Raw genomic sequence first — 22911 nt, 5'->3', positions numbered from 1 at the left:
CCAAAGTAACCAATGGCGGCCGGGATTCTTCGCATAGCCTCCCGGTCATGACACTCGATGAGACGACCGCTGACGTGTGGCTTCCGATTCCGGCCGACGAGATCGACGGGCTTCCCGAACCGGGCGCGTCCGGCCTGAACTACCGCTTCTGGGACGGCGGTCCGGACTTTCCCGCCGACCCGGCGCGCTGCGTCTTCTACGTGGTCCCGTACATGAAGGGCACGGAGATCGCCGTCCGCCCGCTCGCCGGGATGAGCGCGGTCCGTGTCGTGCAGACGCTCTCGGCCGGCACGGACCACGTGACGCCCGGGCTCGGCTCGCTGCGCCCGGGCGTGGACCTGTGCAACGCCAAGGGCGTCCACGAGGCCAGCACCGCCGAGCTCACCCTCGCCCTGATCCTCGCCTCGCTCCGGGGAATCCCCGGGTTCGTGCGCGGCCAGGACAAGGAGGAGTGGCGGGCCGGTTTCTACCCCGCGCTCGCCGACAAGTCCGTCCTGATCGTGGGGTACGGGTCCATCGGCGCCGCCATCGAGGACCGGCTCGCGCCCTTCGAGTGCGCGCGGGTGGTGCGCGTCGCGCGCTCCGCACGCACCACGGAGCGCGGTCCCGTCCAGCCCCTCACGGAGCTGGCCGCCCTGGTGCCGCAGGCCGACGTGGTCGTGCTCTCCACTCCGCTCACCGCCGAGACCCGGCACCTCGCCGACGCGGGCTTTCTCGCCCGGATGAGGGACGGCGCCCTGCTGGTGAACGTCGCCCGAGGTCCGGTGGTGGACACCGCCGCTCTGCTCAAGGAGGTCGAGAGCGGCCGGATCACCGCCGCGCTCGACGTCACCGACCCCGAACCGCTGCCGTCGGGCCACCCGTTGTGGCACGCTCCCGGTGTTCTGGTCAGTCCCCATGTCGGCGGTTCCACTTCGGCGTTCATGCCCCGGGCCAAGCGGCTGATCGCCGCCCAACTCACCCGCTTCGTGGCGGGGGAGCGGCCGGCGAACGTGGTCCGGACCACCTGAACCGCCGGGCCGGGCCCGCGCGCCCCCTCGGTGCGCCCGCCGTGAACTCCCAGGCAGTCACGGAGAGTACAGCAACCCTGTCCCTGAGTGACGGTCCTGGTGTATCGTCCCGAAGCGGGGGACTTGCGTCGAGTACGAGCTGACGCCGGGGAGCGAAGTGACGGGTCACCAGATTCCGAGGGGGGCGACGGGTGATGTACGGCCGATGGACCGACGATCCGACGCGGCGGGACCGCCGTCGACGACCCTCGCGCGCGACGACGACACCGGGCCGCCCTCGCCGGGCGCCCGCCGCCGCGGGCAGAGGGGCGCGACCGCCCTCCCCGCCCAGACCGACCGGCGCGGCGCCGACGCGGAACCGGGCACCGATCGCGTTACGGGACCCCCGGGTGCCGACGCGCACGGGACCCAGGGCGGCGCCCCCGGCACCTCCGGACGGGGAGCCGGCCGTGACCGCGCGCACGGAAGGGCGGCGAGGTCGGTGAACGCCCCCGGCGCGCTGATCGAGCGCGGTCACGTCGCGGGCGGCGGCGGTGCCCTCCCCGGGCCCGGGCAGGCCCGGCGCGGGCCCGTGCGCTCCGGGATCCCCGCGATCGTCACCCAGGTCGTCCTCGGGCTGATCTGCGCGGGGTACGCGACCGGCGCCGCTCTCGGCTGGGGCTCCGAGCGGCTCGCCCTGGTCATGGGCGACTTCGGCCTCAGCGCCGCCGCCTTCGCCGCCGCCGTCTCCTGCTTCCTCTACGCGCGCGTGCACGAGAACCGCTTCCGCCCCGCCTGGCTGCTCTTCGCCTTCTCCTCCGGGATGGCCGCCGCCGGGAACGCCATCTGGGGCTGGTACGAAGTCGTGCTCCGCGAGGACGTGCCCAGCCCGTCCCTGGCCGACCTCTTCTTCCTGCTCTTCGCCCCGCCCGCGATCGTCGGCCTGCTGGTCCTGGCCAAGAAGCCGGTCACCCGGGCCGGCTGGGTCTGCCTCGCCCTCGACGCCTGGCTCATCGGCGGCTCCCTGCTCACGCTCTCCTGGAGCCTCGCCCTCGCGCACACCGCCCACTTCCAGGGCGAGAGCGTGGCCAGGGCCGCGCTCACCCTGGCGTACCCGCTGCTCGACATCGTGCTCGTCAGCATGGTCCTGGCCCTGCACTTCCGCCGCTCGCAGCTCAACCGCTCCGCGACGAACACGGCCATCGCCGCCCTCGCCCTCACCGTGTTGTGCGACGCCCTCTTCACCTCCCCGCTGCTCCGCGAGAACTACACCTCGGGCCAGCTCCTCGACGCTGGCTGGTTCGCGGGCTCGCTGCTCCTCGCGTACGCCCCCTGGGGCGCGAGCCGCCCCGTCCCGGGCGCCGTCACCGCGCGCGCCCAGCGCCACCACAGCCGCCCCGTCGCGGGCTCGCTGGCCGCGCTCACGCCGTACCTCGCCGCCGCCGTCTGCACCCTCGGCATCCTGTACAACGTGGTCGAGGGCCGCCGGGTGGACCGCGTCGTCGTCCTCACCGGCTGCACGGTCGTGCTCGCCCTGGTCGTGCGCCAGGGCATCATGCTCCTCGACAACATCGCCCTCACCCACGAACTGGCCCAGAAGGAGAACCACTTCAGGTCCCTGGTGCAGGGCTCCAGCGACGTCATCATGATCGCCGCGCCGACCGGCATACTCCGCTACGTCAGCCCGGCCGCCTCGGGGGTCTACGGCCGCGAGGCCGAGGACCTGATCGGCGAGGAGCTCGCCTCCCTCATCCACCCCGAGGACCTCGGCGGGGTCGTGCACGAGGTCCGCCGCTTCCTCGCCGCTCCCCCCTCGGAGGAGCCGACCACCCGGATCGAGTGCCGCTTCCGCTCCGGCCGCGGCGACTGGCTCAACGTCGAGTCCACCGTCAACCGGCACCAGGGCGGGCTGATCTTCAACAGCCGGGACGTCACCGAACGGGTCCGCCTCCAGGCCCAGTTGCAGCACAACGCGGAGCACGACCCGCTCACCGACCTGCCCAATCGCGCGCTGTTCACCCGGCGCGTCCGCCAGGCCCTCGCCGGCCGCCGCGCCTCCGACCCCGGCACCGCCGTGCTCTTCATCGACCTGGACGGCTTCAAAGCCGTCAACGACCGCCTCGGCCACCAGGCCGGGGACGAACTGCTCGTCCAGGCCGCCCGCCGCCTCCAGGACTCCGTCCGGGCCGGGGACACCGCCGCCCGGCTCGGCGGCGACGAGTTCGCCGCGCTCATCCTGGGCGACGGCTCGCGGGACCGCGTCGCCCGAGAGTGCCAGGTCCACGAGATCGCCGACCGGCTGCGCCTCACGCTCTCCCAGCCGTACCGCGTCGAGGGCGGGAACGAGGTGCGGGTCGCCGCCTCCATCGGCGTCGCCTTCGCCGAGCCCGGCATCAGCGCCGGGGACCTGCTGCGCAACGCCGACCTGGCCATGTACCGGGCCAAGGCCGCGGGCAAGGACCGCGTCGAGATGTACGCCCCGCAGATGCAGGCCGAGATCGTCCGCAGGACCGAGCTGGCCAGCCGGCTGCGCACCGCACTGGACGACGGCGAGTTCGCCCTGCTCCACCAGCCCGTGGTGGACCTCGCCACCGGGCGGATCACCGCCGTCGCCGCCCAGGCCCGCTGGCGCTCCGCACAGGGCATCCTCTTCACCCCCGCCGAGTTCCTGCGGGTCGCCGAGGACGGCGACCGCATCGCCGAGCTCGGCCGCTGGCTCCTGGAGCACGCCGTCGAGCAGGCAGCCGAGCGCGCCGGTCTCGGCCACCGGACACCGGTCTCCGTCCGGCTCCCGGCCCGCCGGCTGCTCGACCGCTCCCTGCCCCTCGGCTCCGTGGAGGCGCTGCTGACCCGCCACGGGCTCCCCTCCGGCTCCCTGATGATCGAGCTGGCGGACAATGACCCCCGAGTCTCCTTCGACGACCTGGAACAGCGCCTGGTCGCGCTGCGCCGCCTGGGTGTACGGATCGCCCTGGACGGCTTCGGCAGCGGCTACGCGGCGATCAACGCCCTGCGCCGCCTGCCCGTCGACGTCCTGAAGCTGGACCGGGGCCTCGTCGAGGGGGTGGTCGAATCCGCCCGGCTCCGCAAGATCACGAGCGGACTGCTCCGCATCGCCTCCGACCTCGGACTCCAGTCCGTCGCCGACGGGGTGGACGTCCCCGAGCAGGTCCTCGCCCTGCGCGCCATGGGCTGCACCCACGGCCAGGGCGTGGCCTTCTCGGGTCCGCTCGACGAGTACCGGCTCCGTCGCGCCCTGGTCCGCGACGAGTACCCGCTCCCCGGCGGCGCGGCGGTTCCCGTCGGCAACGGCGCGACGCTGGGCAGCGGCGCGACGCTCGCCAACGGCGTGCCGCGTCCCTCGATCCGCTCAAATAATGAGACGCCTGTCCCACCCACTTGACACTGGTAGTGCGTCGGGGAGAGGGTCAGTGCCATGCGCACCCGAATTCTCGTACTTGGAAAGCGCGTCGGCTGAAGCCAGGGCCACGACAGCCCGGCTTTGAACGCATCCGACGCGCTCCCCTCGCTTGCCTCCCGGCACGAGGGGTTTTTTGTTGCACCGGCTCCCGCCAAACCCTCGCAAAACACTCGCAAAAACCCTCTGCCTCGAGAAGAGAATGCTGATGACCGAGCAGGCCACCGGGCACCATCCGCAGCCGCGGACCCGTAACGGCGGACAGTCCGCCACCACCGTCGAGCACGTCACGGGTGCGCAGTCCCTCATCCGTTCTCTCGAGGAAGTGGGGGCGGACACCATCTTCGGCCTCCCCGGTGGCTGCATCCTCCCGGCCTACGACCCGCTGATGGACTCGCAGAAGGTGCGCCACATCCTCGTTCGCCACGAGCAGGGCGCGGGCCACGCCGCCACCGGCTACGCCCAGGCCACCGGCAAGGTCGGCGTCTGCATGGTGACCAGCGGTCCCGGCGCGACCAACCTGGTCACCCCGATCGCCGACGCCCACATGGACTCCGTCCCGATCGTCGCGATCACCGGCCAGGTCGCGTCGAAGTCGATCGGCACCGACGCCTTCCAGGAGGCGGACATCTGCGGCATCACGATGCCGATCACCAAGCACAACTTCCTGGTCACCAAGGCCGACGACATCCCGCGGACGATCGCCGAGGCCTTCCACATCGCCTCCACCGGCCGTCCCGGGCCCGTCCTGGTCGACATCGCCAAGGACGCCCTGCAGGCGAAGACGGTCTTCAGCTGGCCGCCGCAGACCGACCTGCCCGGCTACCGCCCGGTGACCAAGCCGCACGCCAAGCAGATCCGCGAGGCGGCCAAGCTCATCAACGCCGCCAAGCGGCCGGTCCTGTACGTCGGCGGCGGCGTCCTGAAGGCCGGCGCCACCGCCGAGCTGAAGGTCCTCGCCGAGCTCACCGGCGCCCCCGTCACCACCACCCTGATGGCGCTGGGCGCGTTCCCCGACAGCCACCCGCAGCACGTGGGAATGCCGGGCATGCACGGTGCGGTCACCGCCGTCACCGCGCTGCAGAAGGCCGACCTGATCGTCGCCCTCGGAGCCCGCTTCGACGACCGCGTCACCGGCAAGCTGGACAGCTTCGCCCCCTTCGCCAAGATCGTCCACGCCGACATCGACCCGGCCGAGATCGGCAAGAACCGCACCGCCGACGTCCCGATCGTCGGTGACGCCCGCGAGGTCATCGCCGACCTGGTGCAGGCCGTCCAGGCCGAGCACAGCGAGGGCAACAAGGGCGACTACACCGCCTGGTGGAGCGACCTGAACCGCTGGCGCGAGACCTACCCGCTCGGCTACGACATGCCGGAGGACGGCAGCCTCTCGCCGCAGCAGGTCATCCAGCGCATCGGCCAGCTCGCCCCCGCCGACACCATCTACGCGGCCGGCGTCGGCCAGCACCAGATGTGGGCCGCCCACTTCATCGACTACGAGAAGCCGGCCACCTGGCTGAACTCCGGCGGCGCCGGAACCATGGGCTACGCGGTCCCCGCCGCCATGGGCGCCAAGGCCGGCATGCCGGACCGCCCGGTCTGGGCGATCGACGGCGACGGCTGCTTCCAGATGACCAACCAGGAGCTGGTCACCTGCGCGCTCAACAACATCCCGATCAAGGTCGCCATCATCAACAACGGCGCCCTCGGGATGGTCCGCCAGTGGCAGACCCTCTTCTACAACCAGCGTTACTCCAACACCGTCCTGCACTCCGGTCCCGACGACATCCAGGCGAACAAGGGCACCCGCGTCCCCGACTTCGTCAAGCTGTCCGAGGCCATGGGCTGTGTCGCGCTGCGCTGCGAGGACCCGGCCGACCTGGACAAGGTCATCGAAGAGGCCAACGCCATCAACGACCGCCCGGTCGTGATCGACTTCATCGTCCACGAGGACGCCCAGGTCTGGCCGATGGTCGCCGCCGGCACCTCCAACGACGAGGTCATGGCCGCCCGGGGCGTCCGCCCCGACTTCGGCGACAACGAAGACGACTGAGACCGAGAGCCGTAGGAAGAGGAACGACGCACATGACTAGGCACACGCTCTCCGTCCTGGTGGAGAACACCCCTGGCATCCTCGCCCGGATCGCCGCGCTCTTCTCGCGCCGCGGGTTCAACATCGACTCCCTCGCCGTCGGTGTCACCGAGCACCCCGACATCTCCCGCATCACGATCGTGGTGAATGTCGAGGACCTGCCCCTGGAGCAGGTGACCAAGCAGCTCAACAAGCTGGTCAACGTCCTGAAGATCGTCGAACTCGAGCCCAGCGCCGCGATCCAGCGCGAGCTCGTCCTGGTGAAGGTCCGCGCCGACAACGAGACCCGCTCCCAGATCGTCGAGATCGTCCAGCTGTTCCGCGCCAAGACCGTGGACGTCTCTCCCGAGGCCGTCACCATCGAGGCCACCGGTTCGAGTGACAAGCTCGACGCGATGCTCAAGATGCTGGAGCAGTTCGGCATCAAGGAGCTCGTGCAGTCCGGCACGATCGCCATAGGGCGTGGTGCGCGGTCCATCACGGACCGCTCCCTGCGGGCCCTCGACCGCAGCGCCTGACCGTCGACCCCGGCTGACCGTCCGTCCACGACGGCGGTCCGCCTGGCGAGACCCGAAAACCTTCCTCCCGCTCCCCGCCGTACGGTGGGACGCAACACCAGCACATCAAGGAGATTCCCAGTGGCCGAGCTGTTCTACGACGACGACGCCGACCTGTCCATCATCCAGGGCCGCAAGGTCGCGGTGATCGGTTACGGCAGCCAGGGCCACGCCCACGCGCTGTCGCTCCGTGACTCGGGTGTCGACGTCCGCGTCGGTCTGCACGAGGGCTCCAAGTCCAAGGCCAAGGCCGAGGAGCAGGGTCTGCGCGTGGTCACGCCCGCCGAGGCCGCCGCCGAGGCCGACGTCATCATGATCCTGATCCCGGACCCGATCCAGGCCCAGGTCTACGAGGAGTCGATCGCGCCGAACCTGAAGGACGGCGACGCCCTCTTCTTCGCGCACGGCTTCAACGTCCGCTTCGGCTTCATCAAGCCCCCGGCCGGCGTCGACGTCGCGCTCGTCGCCCCCAAGGGCCCGGGCCACCTCGTCCGCCGTCAGTACGAGGAGGGTCGCGGCGTCCCCGCGATCGCCGCGGTCGAGCAGGACGCCACGGGCAGCGCCTTCGCCCTGGCCCTCTCCTACGCCAAGGCCATCGGCGGCACGCGTGCGGGTGTCATCAAGACGACCTTCACCGAGGAGACCGAGACCGACCTCTTCGGCGAGCAGGCCGTCCTCTGCGGTGGCGCCAGCGCGCTGGTCAAGGCGGGCTTCGAGACCCTGGTCGAGGCCGGCTACCAGCCGGAGATCGCCTACTTCGAGTGCCTGCACGAGCTGAAGCTCATCGTCGACCTCATGTACGAGGGCGGCCTGGAGAAGATGCGCTGGTCCGTCTCGGAGACCGCCGAGTGGGGCGACTACGTCACCGGCCCGCGCATCATCACCGACGCCACCAAGGCCGAGATGAAGAAGGTCCTCACCGAGATCCAGGACGGCACCTTCGCCAAGAACTGGATGGACGAGTACCACGGCGGTCTGAAGAAGTACAACGAGTACAAGACCCAGGACGAGCAGCACCTCCTGGAGACCACCGGCAAGGAGCTGCGCAAGCTCATGAGCTGGGTGAACGACGAGGAGGCGTAAGCCTTCGGGACGGGGGCCGGACAGAGCGTCCGGCCCCCGTCCACATCGTTGGACACCCCGTCCAACCACGGACGGGTGATCCTTCCAACGAGGCGCATGAACAGCGCCTTACCAGCACTACACTCTCAACAACATTCGCGTTCAGGCCCACAGCGTCGTGCGCTTTCACGCGGCAAGCCCCCTCCACCGCCTGCGGCCGTCGGGACGGCCGTCCGCACTGGATCTGTGAGGACTCACGTGAGCTCGAAACCCGTCGTACTCATCGCTGAAGAGCTGTCGCCCGCCACCGTCGACGCCCTGGGCCCGGACTTCGAGATCCGGCACTGCAACGGCGCGGACCGCGCCGAGCTGATCCCGGCCATCGCCGACGTGGACGCGATCCTGGTCCGCTCCGCGACCAAGGTCGACGCCGAGGCGATCGCCGCGGCCAACAAGCTCCGCGTCGTGGCCCGTGCCGGTGTCGGTCTGGACAACGTCGACGTCTCCTCCGCCACCAAGGCGGGCGTGATGGTCGTGAACGCGCCGACCTCCAACATCGTCACCGCCGCCGAGCTCGCCTGCGGTCTGCTGGTCGCCACCGCGCGCAACATCCCGCAGGCCAACACCGCGCTGAAGAACGGCGAGTGGAAGCGCTCCAAGTACACGGGCGTCGAGCTCAGCGAGAAGACCCTCGGTGTCGTCGGCCTCGGCCGCATCGGCGTCCTGGTCGCCCAGCGGATGTCCGCGTTCGGCATGAAGATCGTCGCGTACGACCCCTACGTGCAGCCGGCCCGCGCCGCCCAGATGGGGGTGAAGCTGCTGACCCTGGACGAGCTCCTCGAGGTCGCCGACTTCATCACCGTCCACCTGCCGAAGACCCCCGAGACCCTCGGTCTCATCGGCGACGAGGCGCTCCACAAGGTCAAGCCGTCCGTCCGGATCGTCAACGCCGCGCGCGGCGGGATCGTGGACGAGGAGGCGCTGTACTCGGCGCTCAAGGAGGGCCGGGTCGCCGGCGCGGGCCTCGACGTGTACGCGAAGGAGCCCTGCACGGACTCCCCGCTCTTCGAGCTCGACCAGGTCGTCTGCACCCCGCACCTCGGCGCGTCCACGGACGAGGCCCAGGAGAAGGCCGGCATCGCGGTCGCCCGCTCGGTGCGCCTCGCGCTCGCCGGTGAGCTGGTCCCGGACGCGGTCAACGTGCAGGGCGGTGTCATCGCCGAGGACGTCAAGCCCGGTCTGCCGCTCGCCGAGAAGCTCGGCCGGATCTTCACCGCGCTCGCGGGCGAGGTCGCGGCGCGGCTCGACGTCGAGGTGTACGGCGAGATCACCCAGCACGACGTGAAGGTGCTCGAACTCTCCGCGCTCAAGGGCGTGTTCGAGGACGTCGTCGACGAGACCGTGTCGTACGTCAACGCCCCGCTCTTCGCGCAGGAGCGCGGGGTCGAGGTCCGGCTGACGACCTCCAGCGAGTCGCCCGACCACCGCAACGTGGTCACCGTGCGCGGCACGCTCGCGAGCGGCGAGGAGGTCGCGGTCTCCGGCACACTGGCCGGCCCCAAGCACCTCCAGAAGATCGTCGCCGTCGGCGAGTACGACGTGGACGTGGCCCTCGCCGACCACATGGTGGTGCTGCGCTACGAGGACCGCCCGGGTGTCGTCGGCACCGTCGGCCGGATCCTCGGCGAGGCCGGTCTGAACATCGCGGGCATGCAGGTGGCGCGCGCGGAGGAGGGCGGCGAGGCCCTCGTCGTGCTGACCGTGGACGACACGGTCCCGCCGGTGGTGCTCACCGAGATCGCGGAGGAGATCGGCGCGGCCTCGGCCCGCTCGGTCAACCTGGTCTGATCCCGGGCTCCCGGGAGCCGGAGCCTCACGTACCCGGCCGCTGGACAAGCGTCTTACACGACTGTCCGGCGGCCGGGTGCAGTGCTGTCATGGGACACAAGGACGACCTCCTCGACCGGGGCCAAGCGCTGCCTCTCGGAGAAGGGGTACGCCCGCACGACGGCCCGCGACATCGTCGCCGCCTCGGGCACCGACCTCGCCTCGATCGGCTTCCACCACGGCTCCAAGGACGCCCTGCTCCAGCAGGTGTTCGCCGCTGCCGGCCGACCCGGCTCAAGGTGCTGATGGGGGAGCGGTAGCCGGTTCCGCCGCCCCCGAGGCTCAGCGCCAGGGGACGTTGCGCCAGGGGCTGCCCTGGTGCTCCGTCAGGACGCGGTGCGCGGCCACGTTCTCCTCGTGGAACCGGCCGTACTCCTCCCCGTCGAAACGCAGCACCCGCCCGAGCGCGTAACCGGCCGAGTACTCCTCCCACGACCCGTACGCCGACCGGGCCAGCGCCCCCGCGTGGACGATCGCCTGTTCGGCCTCCGGGGGCGCGCAGAAGCGGGCCGACAGGCCCCAGCGGGCCATGTTCACCGCCCGGCCGTAGTCGTACGCGACCGTCTTGCGCACCTGCCCGTCCGGCGGCAGCAGCCCTTCGGCGCGGAACCGGGACTCGTAGCGCAGGACCCGCCGTACCAGCGCCTCGATGTGACGCACCGTCCCCGGGCTCGCGCCCATGTCCTGGGCGTGCCCGGCGGCCGTCTCGCGCCACACGTCGGGGGACGGGACGGCGCCCCGGGCGACCCGCAGCTCCTCGCGGACCCGCAGGACGAAGTCCGGCTCCGGCGGGCTGTTGCGCCCGTCGAGCAGCGCGTCCAACTGCTTGCGCCAGCCGTCGCGGTCGGTGACGCCCCAGCTGTCGCGGAGCGAGTCGAGTTCGTGGGTGTACCCCGTGTAGACCGAGCCGACGTCGTTCCACGGGACGCCGTTGCCGAACGCCAGATGGACGCCACAGGCGAGGCCGAAGGCGAGCGGCCCGTGCAGGGGGCCGCCCCGCAGGGCGACGAAGCGGTTGCCCGAACCCCGTTCCTCCTCGGCGTACGCGCGCAGCCACCACGCGCGCCGCTCCGGTGTGGCGGACAGCAGCAGCTCCCCGGGGGTGCCGCCGTTGACCGCGAGCAGGACCCGGGGGTCGCGCCAGCCGAACTCGGCGGCCCAGCCGAGGGTGACCTGGTGGAAGACCCAGTCCGGGTGCCAGGGCGGCAGCATGCCGCGGGTGACGACCGGCCGGACGAGGAGCCCCTTCGGCGCCTGCTGGGGCCGCCACCAGACGGTGTCCGGCTGGGCGTCCACCTCCGCCCTGGGGGCGCCGATGAAGAGCTCGGCCCCTGCGAGGACGCGCAGCTGCGCTCTGAGGTCGCCGCTCAGCACCGCCTCGTGCAGCAACTGCTCGGTCTCGGACGGCGGGATCCATGGGGCGCCCTGCGGCGCGGGCTTGCGGCGGAAGTTCATGACCACGGGATGTTCCGGTAGGGGCTCGACGGGTCGTGGGTGAGGGCGCGGTGGATGGCCAGGGACTCCTGGTACATCGGCTCGGGGTCGCCCTCGTCGAAGTGGATCAGCCGGGCCAGCAGATAGCCGAGCGAGAAGTCGGTCCAGGAGCCGTACGCCCGCCGGGCCGGTTCGAGGACCTGGAGCAGGGAGTCCTCCGCCTCCTGCGGATCGCAGTAGCGGGCGCCGAGCGCCAGCCGTACGACGTTCACCGCGCGGCCGTGGTCGAAGGCGGCGAGGGTGTCGACCCGGCCGCCCGGCGGGAGGACGCCGTCGACGCGGAACCGCCCCTCGTAGTGCGTGATCCGGCGCAGGAACTCCGTGGCCTCGGCCAGGTCCCCGCCGTAGGGGTCGTCCCGCTCGAAGTCGACGGTGACCATCGAGGCCCACTGCGCGTCGGACGGCGGGTGGCCAAGGCGTGCGGTGAGACGGCGCCGCATCCCCAGGACGGCCTCCGGGACCCGGCCGACGAGCCGGGTGGCGATCAGGGTCCGCAGCCGGTCGCGGAAGTCCGCGCGGTGGTGGACGGCCCAGGGCGACCGCAGCCGGGCGACATCCGTGGCGTAGTCCTCGTACTGGGCGCCGAGCCGGTTCCACACCAGGCCGTTGAGCACGGCGAGGTGCGCGCCGAGCGCGAGGGCGTGGGCGACCGGGCCGTGCAGCGGCTCACCGGCGTGGGTGAGCAGGCGTAGCCGCGCCGGCCCACCGCCCTGCGCGGCCGACTCCTGCCAGGCCCGCCGGTCGGCGGCCTTGGCCGGCACGGCGGCCGCGAACGGGGTGTCCGGGTTGACCGCGAGCCACCATCGGTCCTGCGGCCAGGCGGCGGCGAGCTTGTCCAGGGTGGTCTGCTTGAACACCCAGTCCGGGTGCCACGGCGGCAGCATGCCCTCGGTGAGCACCGGTACGACGGTGCGCCGTGCGGCCTTGTCGCGGCGGCTGGGGAGGGGCGGGGTGTAGCCCGGCGCGTCGGCGTGCAGCCGCGGGAGGAGCACGTAGAGGCGGGCCTGCCCGAGGACGTCCAGGACGGCCGTCCGGTCCCCGCGCGCCCCTGCCTCGTACAGCAGCTGCTCGGTGTACGTCGGCGGCGCAGCCCAACTCCCCGTGGTCATGGGGAGATCCTATAAACCGGAGCCGGCGGCCCCGACTAGAGGCGGGCCGACTTCAGGGACATGTGGAGCAGAAGGCGGTCCTCGCCGTCGTCCAGGTCCAGACCCGTGAGCTCTTCGACCCGGGACAGCCGGTAGTAGAGGGTCTGGCGGTGGACGCCGAGAGCGGCCGCCGTACGGCCCGCCTGGCCGGCGTGGTCGAGGAACACCTCGGCTGTGCGCGCCAGCTCGGCGTGCGCGGGTGCGAGCAGCGGCGCGACGGCGGGGTCGATCTCGGGGTGATACAGCGCGGCGAGGAGGCGGTACGGGCCGATCCCGGCCCATTCGGCGACCGGGCCGAGCTTCGGCTGCGCCGCGGCCGCACGGGCCGAGGTGCTGGCTTCCCGCCAGGCCGCCGGGAGCTCCGTGAGACCCCGCCGGGGGGTGGCGATACCGGCCGGAGTGTTCGCGCGCAGCCGCTCCGCCGCCGTATGGGCGGGGGAGAGGTCCTCCGCCGTGCGCAGGCGTACGAGGACCGCGAGGGTCTCGCCTTCCGGGAGGGTGGTGACGGCCGCCGCGCCGGGGACCCCCCGGATCGAGGGGGCCTCGCCCCGCCAGGGCGTCACGCAGACCACGGTGTGCAGACCGTCCGCACTGGGCCCCAGAGCCGCCCGGAGCGCCGCCAGGGCCATGTCGTACTGCCAGCCGCGCTCGGCCGTCAGGGCGGCCCGCAGCTCGCGCGAGAGGTCGGCGCCCGCGCGCTCCTCGTCGGCGAGCAGGCCGCCGATCCGGGTGGCGACCTCCATCGCGGCGGTGAGCTGGGCGTGCGTGGGCCCGGGCTCGGCGTCGAGCAGCCAGACGTACCCGAGGACCACGCCACGATGGCGTACCGGCAGGCAGACGCGGTCCCGGAACACCCCGGCGTCCGGGGCCGCCGGGATGCGGACCGGGCCGGTCGCGCGGGTGATGCCGAACCCCTCGAACCAGGCGCGGACCGCCGGGGTCGACTTCCGGGTCAGGATCGACCGCGTCCGGACGGGGTCCATCGCCGTGTCGTCGTCGCTGTCGTGGGCGCCGAAGGCGATCAGTCCGAAATCGCGGTTCTCCAGCGTCGCGGGGGCGCCGAGCAGCGCCGAGATCTCGTCCACCAGTTCCTGGTAATCGCCCTTCACCGCGCCATTCTCGCACCCCTTCAGACATATGTATGAGATGCCGCGCACGGATGCGTGACAGCTGTCGATGGCACAGGATCGGAGCGATCCTTAGGTTTCACGGTGGTTCTCCGTGCTGTTCCCGATTGGATACGAAAGATCGGGTAGGCACCCTTCGTCACCCCTGCCCTTCTGGAGGTCCCCGTGCTGGGTCCCGTGATCCTCGCCGCGTCCCGCAGCGACAAGATGCGCCGTTTCGTGTCGGCAGCCCCCGGGACCAAGCAGGTCGTCGACCGGTTCATCGCGGGCGAGACGGTCGAGCACGTCATCCCGATCGTCCAGGACATCACCGGCCGCGGTCTTGAGGTCACCCTCGACGTCGTCGGCGAGGACATCACCACCGTCGAGCAGTCCCACGCCGCGCGCGACGCGTACCTGGAGCTCATCGGCCGCCTCAAGGAGCTGGGCCTCGGCGAGCGCGCCGAGATGTCCGTGAAGCTCTCGATGTTCGGCCAGGCGCTGGACGGAGGCCACGAGCTGGCCCTCGCCAACGTCCGCCCGGTCGTCGAGGCCGCCGCCGAGATCGGCACCACGGTGACCCTGGACGCCGAGGACCACACCACCCTCGACTCGATGTTCGCCATCCACGAGGAGCTCCGGAAGGACTTCCCGCAGACCGGCTGCGTCATCCAGGCGTACCTCTTCCGCACCGAGGAGGACGCCCGTCGCCTCGCCGCGAACGGCTCCCGCGTGCGGATCGTGAAGGGCGCCTACAAGGAGCCCGCCTCCGTCGCCGTCCAGGACAAGCCCGAGATCGACAAGGCCTACGTCCGGATCATGAAGATCCTGATGGAGGGCGAGGGCTACCCGATGATCGGCTCCCACGACCCGCGCCTGATCTCCATCGGTCAGGAGCTCGCCCGCCGCGCCGGGCGCAAGCTGGACGAGTACGAGTTCCAGATGCTCTACGGCATCCGGAGCGAGGAGCAGAACCGGCTCGCCGCCGAGGGCCACCGGATGCGTGTGTACACCGCGTACGGCACCGACTGGTACGGCTACTTCATGCGGCGCCTCGCGGAGAAGCCGGCCAACCTCCTCTTCTTCGCCCGCTCCATCCTCACCAAGGGCTGAGCCCACCCCTCACAAGGAGTTACGAGACTCATGGACGCTGTGACCCAGGTCCCCGCTCCGGTCAACGAGCCGGTGCACAGCTACGCCCCCGGTTCCGCCGAGCGCGCCCGTCTTGAGGCGAAGCTCAAGGAGCTGGCCGACAACCCGCGCGAGCTGCCGATGACCATCGGTGGCGTCAAGCGCATGGGTGGCGGCGAGCGCGTCGACGTCGTGCAGCCGCACAACCACAAGTCCGTCATCGGCACCTTCGCCGGTGCCACCCAGCAGGACGCCCAGGACGCCATCGACGCCGCGCTTGCCGCCGCCCCGGCCTGGCGGCGCATGTCCTTCGACGACCGCGCCGCGATCATCCTGCGCGCCGCCGAGCTGCTCGCCGGCCCCTGGCGCGAGACGCTGGCCGCCTCCACCATGCTGGGCCAGTCCAAGACCGCGCAGCAGGCCGAGATCGACACCCCCTGCGAGCTCGTCGACTTCTGGCGCTTCAACGTCGCCTACGCCCGGCAGATCCTCGCCGAGCAGCCGCCGGCGAACTCCCCGGGCGTGTGGAACCGACTGGACCACCGCCCGCTGGAGGGCTTCGTCTACGCGATCACGCCGTTCAACTTCACGGCCATCGCGGGCAACCTGCCCACCGCCCCCGCCCTCATGGGCAACGTGGTGGTCTGGAAGCCGTCCCCGACCCAGACCCACTCCGCCGTGCTCCTCATGGAGCTCCTGGAGGAGGCCGGTCTGCCCAAGGGTGTCATCAACCTGGTGACCGGCGACGGCATCGCCGTCTCCGAGGTGGCCCTGAACCACCGCGACCTGGCCGGCATCCACTTCACCGGTTCGACCAAGACCTTCCAGCACCTGTGGAAGACGGTCGGCAACAACATCGAGAACTACCGCTCGTACCCGCGGATCGTCGGCGAGACCGGCGGCAAGGACTTCGTCGTCGCCCACCCGAGCGCCGACCGCGCCATCCTGAAGACCGCGCTGACCCGCGGCTCCTTCGAGTTCCAGGGCCAGAAGTGCTCCGCGTCCTCGCGTGCGTACGTCCCGGCCTCCCTCTGGAACGACGGCTTCAAGGAGGAGTTCGCGGCCGAGGTCGACGGCATCAAGATGGGTGACGTCACCGACCTGACGAACTTCGTCGGCGCCGTCATCGACGAGCGTTCGTTCGCCAAGAACAAGGCCGCGATCGACCGTGCGAAGGCCGACGAGACCTGCACGATCGTCGCCGGTGGCACCTACGACGACTCCGAGGGCTACTTCGTCCGTCCGACGGTCATCGCGTGCACCGACCCGGAGAACGAGGTCTTCACGACCGAGTACTTCGGCCCGATCCTCGCGATCCACGTCTACGAGGACGACAGGTACGAGGAGATGCTGGCGCAGATGGAGTCGGTGTCGGCGTACGCGCTGACCGGCTCGATCATCGCCGGTGACCGTGCGGCCGCGGCCGACGCGATGGAGAAGCTCCGCTTCGCCGCGGGCAACTTCTACATCAACGACAAGTCGACCGGCGCCGTCGTCGGCCAGCAGCCCTTCGGCGGCGGCCGCGCCTCCGGCACGAACGACAAGGCCGGCGCCCCGCAGAACCTGATGCGCTGGACGCTGACCCGCGCGATCAAGGAGACCCTGGTCCCGCCGACCGAGTACGGCTACCCGCACATGGGCTGATGCCGTAGCTCCCCCCGATCACCGCCCTCCTCCTGGACCCCCAACCCAGGACGGGGGCGGTTCTCATGCGGGGGGCTTACGCTGCTGGGAGGGGGCTGCTCGACGAGGAGGACGACATGCCTGGTTCGACGACTCTCGGCCCCGGGCACGGGGTCGACGCGATCGAGCATCTCGACGCGCTGCGGATGACGTCCCTGATGAAGGAGCTGCAGCGGCTGCTGACCGTGCCGGGGCCCGAGCGGCTCACGGACGCGCAGGTCGCGGCCCTGTGCGCGGGCGAGGACCACCCCCGGGAGGCCTTCACCGACTGGGTGCGGCGAGTGGCCGACGACCTGGAGAAGGCTACGGCCTGACGGGGAGGCGCCGCGCGAGGAAGTCACCGATCAGCTCGGCGATCCGGGGCGCGTGCGTCTCCAGGGCGAAGTGGCCCGTCGGCAGGAGGTGGATCTCCGCGTCGGGGAGGTCGCGGCCGAACGCCCGGGCGCCCGCCGGGACGAAGATCTCGTCGCCCTCGCCCCAGACGGCGAGCAGGGGAACGCGGGTCGCGCGGAAGTACTCCTGGAAGGCGGGATAGAGCTCGACGTTGGAGCCGTAGTCGCCGATCAGGTCCAGCTGGATGCCGTCCTGACCCTCGCGGGCCATCAGGGCGGCGTCGTGGTGCCAGGCGTCGGGGCTCAGCAGGTCGCGGAACGCGGCCGGGACGCCCGTCTCGTACTGCCACCTGATGCCGTCGAGGGAGCGGATCGCGCGGACCGGCCTCTCGGTCTCCGGAGTGCGGTCGGCGATCATCGCGAGGACGGGCGCCCAGGCCTCGGCCCCGAGCCCCTCCTCGTACGCGTTGCCGTTCTGGGTGACGATCGCGGTGACGCGCTCGGGGTGGGCGAGGGCGAGGCGCAGACCGATGGGGGCGCCGTAGTCCTGGACGTAGAGGGCGAACCGGTCCAGGCCGAGGGCCTCGGTGAACTCCGCCGTGAGGGCGGCCAGTGCGGCGAAGGTGTAGGGGAAGGCGGACGCCGGCGGCGCCGCGCTGCGGCCGAAGCCGAGGTGGTCGGGGGCGATGAGGCGGAAGCGGTCGGCGAGGCGCGGGATCAGGTCGCGGAACATGTGCGAACTGGTCGGGAAGCCGTGCAGCAGGAGCAGGACGGGCGCGTCGACGGGGCCCGCCTCCCGGTAGAAGATCTCGTGCCCCCGGACGGTGGTGGTGCGGTGGTGGACCTGCGCCCTGATCGTCATGTCTAACCCCTTGAGTGCGACTGACTGGTTATGCGGCGAGTCAAGCAGGCCTCTGGCTAACCTGTCAATGTTTCTTGAGGGGTTAGGGAGGAGGGGTGTGCGTCAGACTGGGGCGCATGACGGACTCCCTGCGTGTCGCCCCCACCCATGAACTCGGCGCGGGGCGGCTGCGCGCCGTGCGCGAGATGCTCGATGCCGCCTTCCGGGGCGGCTTCTCCGACGAGGACTGGGACCACGCCCTCGGTGGCGTCCACGCCTGGATCGAGGACGAGCGCGGTGTCGCCGCCCACGGCAGCGTCATCATGCGGCGGGTGCTCCACGACGGGCGTTCGTACCGCGTCGGGTACGTCGAGGGCGTCGGCGTGCGCGACGACCGGCGTCGGCGGGGGCTGGGTGGGCTCGTCATGGCCGAGCTGGAGCGGGTGATCGACGGGGCGTACGTGTTCGGCGCGCTCTCCGCCTCCGAGGACGGCGCCGCGCTCTACACGGCGCGCGGCTGGCGTGCCTGGGAGGGGCGGATCGAGGCGCTCGCGCCCGCGGGGGTGGTCCACCTGCCCGAGGAGGAGGGCTCGGTCTACGTCCGACCGGCGGGCGGCCGCACCCTGCCGGCCCCCGCCGTCGCGCTCGTCTTCGACTGGCGCGACGGCGACGTGCTCTGAGGGGGCCGGTGCGGGAGCCGCGGGCCGGCCGGTGGTCGGTCCGACCCGCGCGCCGTCTCAGATAGTAGGAAGTCCGAGTAATCGTGGAGACAGATGAGGCCGGCTGTCCTAGCTTGGGAGGAGCCGAACGTCTCGCTCCATCAGCGAATGGCGGTCGTGAGCGCGCTGCCCCCGTGCAGGCAACCCCTGCGGGCCCGCTCCCCGCCCCTTCCGGCGCCTTCGATCACCACTGATCTCAAGGAGTCGATCCCCCATGGCCGCTGAGACCGCCCGCCGAGTCCGCCACTCCGTCGCCCGCCCGAGCACCGACGACGCTCGCAAGAACGCCGCCGCCGCGCTCCAGCGCGCCCTCGACCGCCGTGACAACGGCGGATCGACCGGACACTAGAAGCCGCGGCTCCGGGGCGAGGAGTCGGCGCCCCGGAGCGGCCGAACGGGTCCACATCCTGGACGTCGCATGTCAGTCGCTGGGACGAGGAGTAGGGTGCCGACATGTCTCACAGCATCGATCTCGCAGTCATTCCCGGCGACGGCATCGGCCAGGAGGTCGTGGCCCAGGGCCTCAAGGTCCTCGCTGCCGCGCTTCCGCAGGACGTGAAGCTGGAGACGAAGGAGTACGACTTCGGCGCCAAGCGTTACCACGCCACCGGTGAGACCCTCACCGACGCCGACGTCGAAGCCCTCAAGCAGCACGACGCCATCCTGCTCGGCGCGATCGGCGACCCGTCGGTCCCGTCCGGCGTGCTGGAGCGCGGCTTCCTGCTGAAGCTGCGCTTCCTCTTCGACCACCACGTCAACCTGCGTCCCTCGAAGCTGCTCCCCGGCGTGTCGACCCCGCTCAAGGGCCAGCCCGAGATCGACTTCATCGTGGTCCGCGAGGGCACCGAGGGCCCGTACACCGGCAACGGCGGCTCGATCCGCACCGGCACCCCGCACGAGGTCGCCACCGAGGTCTCCGTCAACACGGCCTTCGGTGTCGAGCGCGTCGTCCGCGACGCCTTCGCCCGCGCCCAGGCCCGCCCGCGCAAGAAGCTGACGCTGGTCCACAAGAACAACGTCCTGGCGTACGCGGGTCACCTCTGGACCAACATCTTCACCAAGGTGGCCGAGGAGTTCCCCGAGGTCACCACCGACTACCTGCACGTGGACGCGGCGACGATCTTCCTCGTCACGCAGCCCGAGCGGTTCGACGTGATCGTCACCGACAACCTCTTCGGCGACATCATCACCGACCTCGCCGCGGCCGTCTCCGGCGGCATCGGCGTCGCCGCCTCCGGCAACATCAACCCGAGCGGCGAGTTCCCGTCCATGTTCGAGCCCGTGCACGGCTCCGCGCCGGACATCGCGGGCCAGGGCAAGGCCGACCCCACGGCCACCGTGCTCTCTGTCGCCCTCCTCCTGCGCCACCTCGGCCACGAGGCCGAGGCCGCCCGCGTCGAGGCCGCCGTCGCGGCCGACCTGACCGAGCGCGGCGACTCCGTCCGTACGACGGAAGAGATCGGCGACGCGCTCGCGGTACGCGTAGCGAGCTGACCCCGTCGACTGAACGTCACACAGCCGCCGGGTCGCATCAGACACCCGGCGGCTGTACCTATGCGGTCGCAGGGTGCCACCATCAAACCCTGGACCGCACCACACCGTTTTCGTGCACAGGTCCCCACGGGCGATAATCGAACGTGGGGCCGCGGCATGCGGTAAAGCTCGGACGTCCTAGCAGAGCACTGATAGCGGCGTGAGCGCGGTCCGTCACACACAACCGGTGAAGGACTAGCACTCATGACGACGCCCACGATCGAGCTCAAGCCCTCCTCCAGCCCGCTGTCCGACGCGGAGCGCGAGGCGATCCTGGCCAACCCCGGATTCGGCCGCCACTTCACCGACCACATGGTGACCATCCGCTGGACCGAGGGCCGGGGCTGGCACGACGGCCAGCTGGTGCCGTACGGCTTGCTCTCGCTCGACCCTGCCACGAACGTCCTGCACTACGCGCAGGAGATCTTCGAGGGCCTGAAGGCCTACCGCCGTCCCGACGGCACCGTCGCGACCTTCCGCCCGGACGCCAACGCCCGGCGCTTCCAGGCCTCCGCGCACCGGCTGGCCATGCCCGAGCTGCCCGTGGAGACCTTCATCGAGGCCTGCGACGTCCTCGTCCAGCAGGACAAGGCGTGGGTTCCGGCGCACGGTGGCGAGGAGTCGCTCTACCTGCGCCCGTTCATGATCGCGACCGAGATCGGCCTCGGGGTGCGGCCGGCGAACGAGTACCTCTTCGTCGTCATCGCCTCGCCGGCCGGTCCGTACTTCCCCGGTGGCGTGAAGCCCGTCTCGATCTGGCTCTCCGAGGACCGCGTCCGCGCCGTCCCGGGCGGCATGGGCGACGCCAAGACCGGCGGCAACTACGCGGCCTCCCTGCTGGCCCAGGCCGAGGCGGCCGCGAGAGGCTGCGACCAGGTCGCCTACCTCGACGCCGTGGAGCACAAGTGGGTCGAGGAGCTCGGCGGCATGAACCTGTACTTCGTCTACGGGGCCGAGGCCAACGAGAAGCCGAAGATCGTCACGCCGACGCTGACCGGCTCCCTGCTCGCGGGCATCACCCGTGACTCGCTCCTCCAGCTGGCCAAGGACCTCGGCTACGCGTCGGAGGAGAGCCGGGTCTCCATCGACCAGTGGAAGGCCGACACCGAGAACGGCACCCTCACCGAGGTCTTCGCCTGCGGCACGGCCGCGGTCATCACGCCGGTCGGCACGGTGAAGTCGGCGCGCGGCGAGTGGCAGCAGTCGGACGGCCGGCCCGGCGACGTCACGATGAGGCTCCGCGACGCGCTGCTCGCCATCCAGACGGGCAAGTCCGAGGACGTCCACGGCTGGACCCACCAGCTGGGCTAGTCGCCGGTTGGGCCAGACGCCGGTTGGGCCAGACGCCGGTTGTGCCAGGCGCTTTCGGGCCCCCGGGTGCGAGCAGGTGCTCCGCCCGGGGGCCGCCGCGTGTCCGCCGGTCGCCGGGCCCGGCGACCGGGAGGGGTCAGGAAGCGACCGCCTCCGGCTTCGGCCGCACGTCCGCCACCGTCGCCGTGCGCGGCGTCAGCACCGCGTACAGCAGCCCGCCCACCACTCCCGACAGCACGAAGCTGCAGTCGATCCCGCCGGTGAGAGCGAGCAGCGGCCCCTCGTAGAGCGGCGTCGACACGGCGGCGAGGCCCGTGGCCGCGCCGAGCACCCAGCACACCGTGGCGCGCGGGTGCCAGCCGGCCGTGAACCAGTACGCGCCGCCCCGCGCCCGGCGGTTGTAGACCTGGAGCGCCTCCGGGTCGTACGCGCCCTTGCAGCGGGCATGCCCGATGAGCGTGATCACCGCCCACGGCGTACCGATCGCCGTCAGCAGCAGGACGAACGAGGTCATCGCCGACTGCGCGTCCGAGGCGAAGTGGCCGAGGAAGACGAAGGCCGTCGCCACCGCCGCCACCACCAGCGTGGCCCGGGCCCGGGACACCCGGGGCAGGATCGCGTCCAGGTCCAGGCCCATCGAGTACAGCATCAGGCCCGCGTTGCCGACCGTGCCGGCGGTCGCCGCGAGCAGCAGCGGCACCACGTACCAGGCGGGGGAGGCCGCGACGAGCGGGCCCGCGTAGTCGAGGGCGCCCCGCGCGGCCAACGCGGTGTACGTACCGAAGAGCTGAGGGATCAGCAGGCCGGCGACCAGCCCCAGACAGGTGGTCCTCCAGACGGTCCTGGAGCTGTGGCGCGCGGGGGATATGTAGCGGGTGTAGTCGCCGAGCAGCGTGATGAACGCGACCGGGCCGCTGAGCCCGGCCGCCACCGCCGCCAGCACCCACGTCGGCCAGAACGAGCCGAGCAGGTACGGGGTGTCGGCCACCGGGGCCACCGTGAGGTCGCCCCCGTAGGCGACCAGGCCCAGGCCGAGCAGCAGGGTCATCCCGATCGCGAGCGCCTTGCTGAGCCGGAGCAGCAGACCGTAGCCGAACACCGCGCCGACGACCGTGCACGCGGCCAGCACCGCGTAGACCACCGCGTGGGTGGCCCCGCCGGAGGGCAGGCCGGTCAGCCGGGCGAGCGTGCCGACCACCACGTCCCCGCCGATCCACAGTGTCAGGGCCGTGTAGCCGAGGGAGAGCAGCAGCCCCACCACCGAGCCGACGAGCCGGCCGCGCACGCCGAAGAAGGCGCCGCTGGAGGTCGAGAGGTTCGTCGCGGTGCGCAGCGAGACCAGCGCGAGCGGGGCGGTCACGGCGACACCGACGAGGGTGCCGGCGACCACGGAGGTCACCGACGCCCACAGGCCGAGGCCGAAGGAGACCGGCAGCCAGCCGAAGACGACGACTCCGAGGCAGAGGTTCGATCCGAGGAGGATCGCCAGAAGGTCACGCGGGCCGCTGGTGCGTTCCGCTTCGGGGATGGTGTCGACTCCGCGCTGTTCGATCGGCATAGGTGCTCCTGCGGGGCAAGCGGGCGGACAGGATTTAGAGTGACGCTCAA

18 protein-coding genes and 1 pseudogene are annotated in these 22911 nt (G+C 71.4%); 14 read left to right on the top strand and 5 right to left on the bottom strand.

The window, feature by feature from the left end:
- Positions 1–47 precede the first annotated feature (47 nt).
- The 7 genes and pseudogenes from ACIPPS_RS01015 to ACIPPS_RS00985 all read left to right on the top strand — a co-directional run.
- Positions 48–1010, top strand: a complete 963-nt coding sequence (locus ACIPPS_RS01015) for a 2-hydroxyacid dehydrogenase (protein WP_401425265.1) — start codon at positions 48–50, stop codon at positions 1008–1010.
- Positions 1011–1491: 481 nt separating this feature from the next.
- Positions 1492–4392: a putative bifunctional diguanylate cyclase/phosphodiesterase gene (locus ACIPPS_RS01010; protein WP_401427143.1), complete on the top strand. Its 2901-nt coding sequence runs from the start codon at positions 1492–1494 to the stop codon at positions 4390–4392.
- A gap of 217 nt (positions 4393–4609) precedes the next feature.
- Entirely contained in the window at positions 4610–6460 is a 1851-nt protein-coding gene (locus tag ACIPPS_RS01005; protein WP_401425263.1) for an acetolactate synthase large subunit, read from the top strand.
- A gap of 32 nt (positions 6461–6492) precedes the next feature.
- Positions 6493–7017, top strand: coding sequence for an acetolactate synthase small subunit (gene ilvN, locus ACIPPS_RS01000; protein WP_215065241.1), 525 nt, complete (start codon positions 6493–6495; stop codon positions 7015–7017).
- Positions 7018–7137: 120 nt separating this feature from the next.
- Complete coding sequence (ilvC, locus tag ACIPPS_RS00995) at positions 7138–8139, top strand: ketol-acid reductoisomerase (RefSeq protein WP_401425261.1); 1002 nt, start codon at positions 7138–7140, stop codon at positions 8137–8139.
- Positions 8140–8376: 237 nt separating this feature from the next.
- Positions 8377–9966, top strand: a complete 1590-nt coding sequence (gene serA / locus ACIPPS_RS00990; protein WP_401425259.1) for a phosphoglycerate dehydrogenase — start codon at positions 8377–8379, stop codon at positions 9964–9966.
- Positions 9967–10055: 89 nt separating this feature from the next.
- Positions 10056–10218, top strand: a pseudogene (locus ACIPPS_RS00985) (helix-turn-helix domain-containing protein); the annotation flags it as partial.
- A gap of 69 nt (positions 10219–10287) precedes the next feature.
- On the opposite strand, the gene ACIPPS_RS00980 reads toward ACIPPS_RS00985, so the two are convergent.
- Genes ACIPPS_RS00980 through ACIPPS_RS00970 form a run of 3 tightly spaced genes read right to left on the bottom strand, consistent with a single transcriptional unit; the run spans position 10288 to position 13756 of the window.
- Positions 10288–11460, bottom strand: a complete 1173-nt coding sequence (locus ACIPPS_RS00980) for a DUF1266 domain-containing protein (protein ID WP_401425257.1) — start codon at positions 11458–11460, stop codon at positions 10288–10290.
- Positions 11457–12608 (bottom strand): DUF1266 domain-containing protein, encoded by a 1152-nt coding sequence (locus ACIPPS_RS00975; RefSeq protein ID WP_401425255.1) that lies wholly within the window; start codon positions 12606–12608, stop codon positions 11457–11459. Before ACIPPS_RS00975 ends, ACIPPS_RS00980 begins: the two co-directional genes overlap by 4 nt.
- Positions 12609–12643: 35 nt before the next feature.
- Entirely contained in the window at positions 12644–13756 is a 1113-nt protein-coding gene (locus tag ACIPPS_RS00970) for a PucR family transcriptional regulator (protein WP_401425253.1), read from the bottom strand.
- 183 nt (positions 13757–13939) lie between these two features.
- Between ACIPPS_RS00970 and ACIPPS_RS00965 the strand changes: the two genes are divergently transcribed.
- From ACIPPS_RS00965 to ACIPPS_RS00955, 3 genes are all read left to right on the top strand, one after another.
- A complete protein-coding gene (locus tag ACIPPS_RS00965) occupies positions 13940–14866 on the top strand; it encodes a proline dehydrogenase family protein (protein WP_401425251.1) in 927 nt (308 codons plus the stop codon).
- Positions 14867–14896: 30 nt separating this feature from the next.
- Positions 14897–16528, top strand: coding sequence for an L-glutamate gamma-semialdehyde dehydrogenase (gene pruA / locus ACIPPS_RS00960; RefSeq protein ID WP_401425248.1), 1632 nt, complete (start codon positions 14897–14899; stop codon positions 16526–16528).
- 116 nt (positions 16529–16644) lie between these two features.
- On the top strand, positions 16645–16881 hold the full coding sequence (locus ACIPPS_RS00955; protein ID WP_401425246.1) for a hypothetical protein: 237 nt from the start codon (positions 16645–16647) through the stop codon (positions 16879–16881).
- Here ACIPPS_RS00955 and ACIPPS_RS00950 read toward each other — a convergent pair.
- Complete coding sequence (locus ACIPPS_RS00950) at positions 16871–17761, bottom strand: alpha/beta fold hydrolase (protein ID WP_401425244.1); 891 nt, start codon at positions 17759–17761, stop codon at positions 16871–16873. The genes ACIPPS_RS00955 and ACIPPS_RS00950 overlap by 11 nt on opposite strands.
- Positions 17762–17877: 116 nt before the next feature.
- Here ACIPPS_RS00950 and ACIPPS_RS00945 point away from each other — a divergent pair, with 116 nt between their 5' ends.
- The 4 genes from ACIPPS_RS00945 (at position 17878) to ACIPPS_RS00930 (ending at position 21303) form a co-directional block, all read left to right on the top strand.
- Positions 17878–18420: a GNAT family N-acetyltransferase gene (locus ACIPPS_RS00945; protein ID WP_401425242.1), complete on the top strand. Its 543-nt coding sequence runs from the start codon at positions 17878–17880 to the stop codon at positions 18418–18420.
- A gap of 253 nt (positions 18421–18673) precedes the next feature.
- Positions 18674–18808: a hypothetical protein gene (locus ACIPPS_RS00940; RefSeq protein ID WP_401425240.1), complete on the top strand. Its 135-nt coding sequence runs from the start codon at positions 18674–18676 to the stop codon at positions 18806–18808.
- A 104-nt stretch (positions 18809–18912) separates the two neighbouring features.
- Positions 18913–19953 carry a 3-isopropylmalate dehydrogenase gene (locus tag ACIPPS_RS00935; protein WP_401425238.1) on the top strand — a complete coding sequence of 347 codons (1041 nt, stop codon included), beginning with the start codon at positions 18913–18915 and terminating at the stop codon, positions 19951–19953.
- Between the two features lie 243 nt (positions 19954–20196).
- Positions 20197–21303 (top strand): branched-chain amino acid aminotransferase, encoded by a 1107-nt coding sequence (locus tag ACIPPS_RS00930; protein WP_401425236.1) that lies wholly within the window; start codon positions 20197–20199, stop codon positions 21301–21303.
- Between the two features lie 136 nt (positions 21304–21439).
- On the opposite strand, the gene ACIPPS_RS00925 is transcribed toward ACIPPS_RS00930, so the two are convergent.
- Positions 21440–22861: a cytosine permease gene (locus ACIPPS_RS00925; RefSeq protein WP_401425234.1), complete on the bottom strand. Its 1422-nt coding sequence runs from the start codon at positions 22859–22861 to the stop codon at positions 21440–21442.
- Positions 22862–22911 lie beyond the last annotated feature (50 nt).

The organism is Streptomyces sp. NPDC090127, assembly GCF_044746945.1.
Lineage (GTDB): Bacteria > Actinomycetota > Actinomycetes > Streptomycetales > Streptomycetaceae > Streptomyces.
This window is presented reverse-complemented; position numbering and strand designations above follow the sequence as displayed.

Coding starts and splice junctions, on each gene's coding strand:
- ACIPPS_RS01015 (WP_401425265.1), top strand. CDS start 48: ATGACACTCGATGAGACGACCGCTGACGTGTGGCTTCCGATTCCGGCC.
- ACIPPS_RS01005 (WP_401425263.1), top strand. CDS start 4,610: ATGCTGATGACCGAGCAGGCCACCGGGCACCATCCGCAGCCGCGGACC.
- ilvN (WP_215065241.1), top strand. CDS start 6,493: ATGACTAGGCACACGCTCTCCGTCCTGGTGGAGAACACCCCTGGCATC.
- ACIPPS_RS00980 (WP_401425257.1), bottom strand. CDS start 11,460: ATGAACTTCCGCCGCAAGCCCGCGCCGCAGGGCGCCCCATGGATCCCG.
- ACIPPS_RS00975 (WP_401425255.1), bottom strand. CDS start 12,608: ATGACCACGGGGAGTTGGGCTGCGCCGCCGACGTACACCGAGCAGCTG.
- pruA (WP_401425248.1), top strand. CDS start 14,897: ATGGACGCTGTGACCCAGGTCCCCGCTCCGGTCAACGAGCCGGTGCAC.
- ACIPPS_RS00955 (WP_401425246.1), top strand. CDS start 16,645: ATGCCTGGTTCGACGACTCTCGGCCCCGGGCACGGGGTCGACGCGATC.
- ACIPPS_RS00950 (WP_401425244.1), bottom strand. CDS start 17,761: ATGACGATCAGGGCGCAGGTCCACCACCGCACCACCACCGTCCGGGGG.
- ACIPPS_RS00945 (WP_401425242.1), top strand. CDS start 17,878: ATGACGGACTCCCTGCGTGTCGCCCCCACCCATGAACTCGGCGCGGGG.
- ACIPPS_RS00940 (WP_401425240.1), top strand. CDS start 18,674: ATGGCCGCTGAGACCGCCCGCCGAGTCCGCCACTCCGTCGCCCGCCCG.
- ACIPPS_RS00935 (WP_401425238.1), top strand. CDS start 18,913: ATGTCTCACAGCATCGATCTCGCAGTCATTCCCGGCGACGGCATCGGC.
- ACIPPS_RS00930 (WP_401425236.1), top strand. CDS start 20,197: ATGACGACGCCCACGATCGAGCTCAAGCCCTCCTCCAGCCCGCTGTCC.
- ACIPPS_RS00925 (WP_401425234.1), bottom strand. CDS start 22,861: ATGCCGATCGAACAGCGCGGAGTCGACACCATCCCCGAAGCGGAACGC.